Annotated in this window: 5 protein-coding genes and 1 pseudogene; all 6 read right to left on the bottom strand. The window is 63.7% G+C overall.

The features are described 5' to 3' along the window. Nucleotides 1-465, bottom strand: a pseudogene (locus tag EN906_RS24000) (ABC transporter ATP-binding protein); the annotation flags it as partial. 8 nt (nt 466-473) lie between these two features. Continuing rightward, the gene (locus tag EN906_RS23995) at nt 474-1,460 is read right to left on the bottom strand and encodes a serine kinase (protein ID WP_127267626.1); all 987 of its coding nucleotides are present in this window, start codon (nt 1,458-1,460) and stop codon (nt 474-476) included. Next, a complete protein-coding gene (locus tag EN906_RS23990; RefSeq protein WP_127267625.1) occupies nt 1,457-3,379 on the bottom strand; it encodes a lasso peptide isopeptide bond-forming cyclase in 1,923 nt (640 codons plus the stop codon). Before EN906_RS23990 ends, EN906_RS23995 begins: the two co-directional genes overlap by 4 nt. Continuing rightward, complete coding sequence (locus tag EN906_RS23985; RefSeq protein WP_127267624.1) at nt 3,376-3,939, bottom strand: lasso peptide biosynthesis B2 protein; 564 nt, start codon at nt 3,937-3,939, stop codon at nt 3,376-3,378. Before EN906_RS23985 ends, EN906_RS23990 begins: the two co-directional genes overlap by 4 nt. Next, nucleotides 3,923-4,237 (bottom strand): PqqD family protein, encoded by a 315-nt coding sequence (locus EN906_RS23980; protein ID WP_127267623.1) that lies wholly within the window; start codon nt 4,235-4,237, stop codon nt 3,923-3,925. Before EN906_RS23980 ends, EN906_RS23985 begins: the two co-directional genes overlap by 17 nt. A 137-nt stretch (nt 4,238-4,374) precedes the next feature. Beyond that, the coding region (locus tag EN906_RS23975) for a lasso peptide (RefSeq protein ID WP_245484320.1) at nt 4,375-4,585 on the bottom strand (211 nt) is incomplete at its 5' end.

Raw genomic sequence — 4,585 nt, 5'->3', positions numbered from 1 at the left:
GTCGATGTCGCCGGTCAGGGCATGATCGAGGTCGGAACTGCGCATGCGGGTAAAAACGCCCCAGCGCGCCTTGCCGATGCTTTCGAACAGGTTCATGCGAACGCGGTTGACGAAATCGAACAGCAATTTGGCCATGTAGACCGACTTGAAGCGATTGAACGCCGCCTGCGCTGCAACAAGCCCGACCAGCATGCAAAGCACGGTCGTCAGTTGCAGCGTGCCGTCAGGCACCAGCCAGCGCACGAAATCATTGTTGGGCAGCCGAACAGCGAAATCCTGGTCGGCGCGTCCGACCAGATGCAGCAGCGGGATGAGCAGCAGGATGGAGATGCCCTCGGTCAGGCTGCCGAGGATGAGGAAGAAAAGCGCCGTCCATGTTCGCCGGCCGCCGATCCGGGCAATGGCGGCGCCGAATGCGGCAATTTCTCGAAACAGCGACAGGCGAAGGGTTGGGGGCTTCGACATGGTTGCGCTTACGACCGCCGGCTGCCAGCCGACAGATCCTTTTCGATCAGTTCCACGGCTTCACCGATCCTGTCCAGGCCCGTCGGGACTTCCAGCCGCCGCACGCCGATATGGTTGGCAATCCATGAACATTGCCGAAGATGCGCCGCCGCGAAGTCGTCGGGGAGGGCCGCGCGGCCGAAGCGCGTCACATAGGAGAATTTGATGATGGCCGGCAGGGCGGCAATGGCGGGCAAGGGCGTGATGCCAGCCCTTTCGCCGCGCTTGAGGATATAGATCCTGGTCGCCGGCACCTTGTCGCCCGAAAAGTCACCGTTCAGGCGATGCTGCATCTTGTCGATCGCCGGATGCACTTGCGGCCGCACTTCCGCTTCCCCGAGCGAGATCGCCGCCGCGGCGTCGGCCGCCAGCTTGATCTGCGGAAAGCCCGGAACGGTCATTGGCTCACTCGGATTGGCGAGGTCCAGCGCCACCACGTCATCGGTAAGCAGTCGATGCCCGGCCCGGATCATCGCACTTGCGGTCGTCGACTTGCCGGCACCCTTGTCACCCATGAAGATGGCGCTCGTGCCGGCGGCGGCGATGGCGCTGGCATGCAGGACAAGCAGGCCGCGCCGGTGCAAGAGCAGCGCCATGACCGGGCCGAGCAGCGGAAACGCCAGCAGCGCGTCGTCGACGCCGGGCGCCGGTTCAATGTCGATACGGTTGGAATCGGTGATCAGGAACGCGCCCACGGCATGCCAGGCCAGATATTGCCGGTCCGCCTCGAAGCGAAAGTCGGTCGCGGCTTCGGGCGCCGGCTTTGGCAGGTCGATCGCGCCGACGGCGATCACGACATCCGCCGCCCCGGGCGGCGCCGGCTGCAGTTCGGGTAACATCACCTCCGACGCGATGGTCAGACCATAGGCGCGGTAGAAGCGGCGTTCTCGCATTGCCCGGCCATGCGGACGGGGATTATCACTGTATGCGGCCATCGGCTCGTTGCGCGGCATCACGTGGGGCTCCCGCCGTGCGGGAGTTGCCGCAGCCAGAGCGACAGCGAGGCCGAGCGCCAGACATACTGGACATCCAGGGGGGCTGCCTGATCGGGCTGGCGCAGCAGTCGCGCATAGGCAGCACTCACTTGCGGCAGATTGACATAAGGCGCGATGCGGCCTGCATCCGAGACCAGCAGCTGTTCCAGGAGGTCGCGATGATTGCGCAGCATGCCGTTGACGAGATTGGCGGTGAAGTCGATCTTGTCGCGTCGCCACTGCACCGCCTCCGGCAATACGCCTTGCATGGCGCGACGCAGCACATAGCGACCAAAGCCGTGGCTCAGCTTCTCCTCGCCCGGCAATGCCAGGCAGAACTCGACCAGCGGCTTGTCCCAGAATGGGTATCGCGGCTCGACGCCGAAATTGGCGGCGGCCTTGTCGAGAACCTCGAAAGCATGCGGGACATAGCCGTTCGACAGGATCCAGCGATGGCTCAAGGCGTCGCTGGCCTGAACGCCGGGCGGCATATAGCCGGCCCGGTGAAACCGGTCGACAAGCTCGGTGCGCTTGGCAAGGTCCGGATTGATCAGGTCGCGCCAGCTTCGTGCGCGCTGCACGTGCGCGGGCTTGCGGATCCTGTTCAGGGCACGGTTGGCCAGATGCCTCAGCTTGGCGATGCGCCAGGCCGGCCCGTAGAGGGTCAGGAACTGGAGATAAAGGCCAAGCGTGCTGTCGCCATAGGTATTGGAGGCGCTGCGGACCTCGCGCCACAGATCCATCCATCGGCCGCCATTCGCAAGCTCGTGCAGGTGACCATGGCCTTGGGAAACGACCTCGTCGCCGCCATGGCCGTCCAGCAGCACCTTGATGCCCTTGGCGCCGGCAGTCCGGTAGACACCGCGGGTGAGCGTCAGGCCCGGCGCCAGGAACGTTCCTTCCTGTTCTTCCAGCACGCGTTCGAATTCGGCGAATGGGGCATAGTTGCCGACCGGGATCAGTGTCGCGTCGACCTTCTGCTGGTCGAGAACGGCATCGATGAAGGGCCGCTCGTCCATCGGCGAGCCCTTCTCGAAAACCAGCGAGAAGGTCGGCAGCTTCGGCTTGCGCGCAGCGGCATTCTGCAGGCCGGCGACACAGGCGATAGATGAGGAATCGAGGCCGCCGCTCAGCATTGCGCCGACTGCCGAGGTCCCTCGCATGCGGTTGCGCACCGATTGCGAGAACAGATGGGCGAATTCCTCCGATGCATCCGACCGCAAGGGCCGCGCCGACGGCTCGATCTGCCAGTATCGACGCAACATCACCTGTTGCGCGGTGACGGTCAGGCTGTGGCGGGCCGGCAGGCTGAATATATCGCTGTAGGGGGTCGACTGCGGGTCGTCGGGAAGCCCGGCCAGGAAGCCGGAGATCTGGCGCTCGCTGACACGTGCGCGGATACCTTCGACGCCCAGGATCGGCCCGATCTCGGACGCGAAGGCAAAACGCCGGTCCGCCGCGTGGTAGTAGAACGGCTTGACGCCAAAATGATCGCGCGCGCAAAACAGCGATTGCCGCTCGTCATCCCAGATGGCGAACGCGAAATCGCCTTGCAGATGCTCCGGACAGGCTTCGCCCCAACGCAGATAGGCCCGCATCAGCACCATCGCGTCGGCCACCGACTGGTCGCGGATACCGAGCCTGGCCAGCAACTCGTCACGGTTGTCCAGCCGGCAATCGGCGGTGATGGCGAGCCGGCCGCCAGCCATCGTCAAAGGGCCTGGGCCGACCTCATCCGATGTGTTGAGCCAGGCGTGGCCAAGGGCGATGCTGGTGTCCAGCCACCAAGAACTGCCGTCAGGACCGCGATGGCGCATGCGCGCCAGCATTTGCTGAATGTCTGCCGCCGCGACCGCCGGTGCGTGTGCTCCGCGCAGCAGGATTCCAGCGACGCCGCTCATCGGCTGCCGTGGTCGACGAGATGGGCGAAGCCGTCGATCGATCCGCCAAGCACGATATGGTTGTCGCTGACCAGCCAGGCATGTGCTTTCAACTGCTCGCCCGTACCACGTTCGATGCCGATGCGTATCGTCGATTCATTGCCTTGGCGGGCGAGAATATACTGGCCGGAGAGCGCCTGGGTCAGGCACGTAGCGTAAGGGACGAAACGGGCCGCGGCGGCAACGCCCCAGGCGACACGCCGCAGTTCGCCCATTGAAGCGCACTGCCGCGCGTCTAGGCGCGTCACCAGGCTGCGTACACGATTGTAGGACAGCAGCGTCAGCCCCAGCCGAACTGTCGCCACCACCAGCAGGCAATGGCCAAGGAAGATCATTTCCGAGCCGCTCAGGGAGAAAATCCTGACCAGCCCGTGCCGGCTTTCGCCGCGCTTCGACTGCTTGAGGCCTGTTTCCCTCGCGGGTTCCTGCCGTAAAGCCGTGGCCCGCGAAACCAGGGCCCGCGAAACTATGGCCTGCGAAACCAGCGTCTTGTGCTGGGCCGGTTTAGACAAGTGCCTCATGATGCCGTCTCGCAAGCCCATTATCAGTCAGGCCCTTCAGCAATGCGTCGACATCGGCCTGGCAGCGCACCGGGTCGACATTATAGCGCGCAAGCACGGCGCTGCGGATGTCGCCGATCGACCGGGGCTCCTGGATCAAATCCCAGATGAAGGCGCCGACGCCATTCAGGCTGTAGTAGACATTGGATTTGAGATTGAGCAGCGCCAAGCCATCGCCGAACTCGCAGGCCACGGCATCCTTGGTCGCACTCACGCTATCGTGGTCGGCCAGATCATGGTCGGATTGCTTCCCGTTCATCCCCGCACCTCACTGACAAAACGCTTCGACATCTCCGGTTGGCGCAGGAGAAGTCGGGAGGCTGGCCCCCCGACCCCTCTTACGTCTGCTTTTGAATCCAGAGTCCCAAAATGTCACTCTGGAAACGGCTATAAGTCTCAGGAGAACGTCAGGTCGCCGATCGGCGTGTGCGCGGGGAACGACGCGTCGATCGCCGTGTTGCCGCCGCCACCCTGGGTGATGGTCTCAATCGAACCATGAACCGTCAGGCTTGGTGTCTCGTATTCATGCTTTTCAACATTCTGTTCCATTTTACTCTCCGATTTAGGACTGGAAACGGCCTGTCGAGTGCCGTCAGCACTTTTATGC

Origin of the sequence: Mesorhizobium sp. M7A.F.Ca.CA.004.06.1.1 (assembly GCF_003999135.1) — a bacterium.
Classification (GTDB): domain Bacteria; phylum Pseudomonadota; class Alphaproteobacteria; order Rhizobiales; family Rhizobiaceae; genus Mesorhizobium.
Note: the sequence above shows the minus strand (reverse complement) of the source record. Positions and strands in the feature narration are given on the sequence as shown.

Coding starts and splice junctions, on each gene's coding strand:
- EN906_RS23990 (WP_127267625.1), bottom strand. CDS start 3,379: ATGAGCGGCGTCGCTGGAATCCTGCTGCGCGGAGCACACGCACCGGCG.
- EN906_RS23985 (WP_127267624.1), bottom strand. CDS start 3,939: ATGAGGCACTTGTCTAAACCGGCCCAGCACAAGACGCTGGTTTCGCAG.
- EN906_RS23980 (WP_127267623.1), bottom strand. CDS start 4,237: ATGAACGGGAAGCAATCCGACCATGATCTGGCCGACCACGATAGCGTG.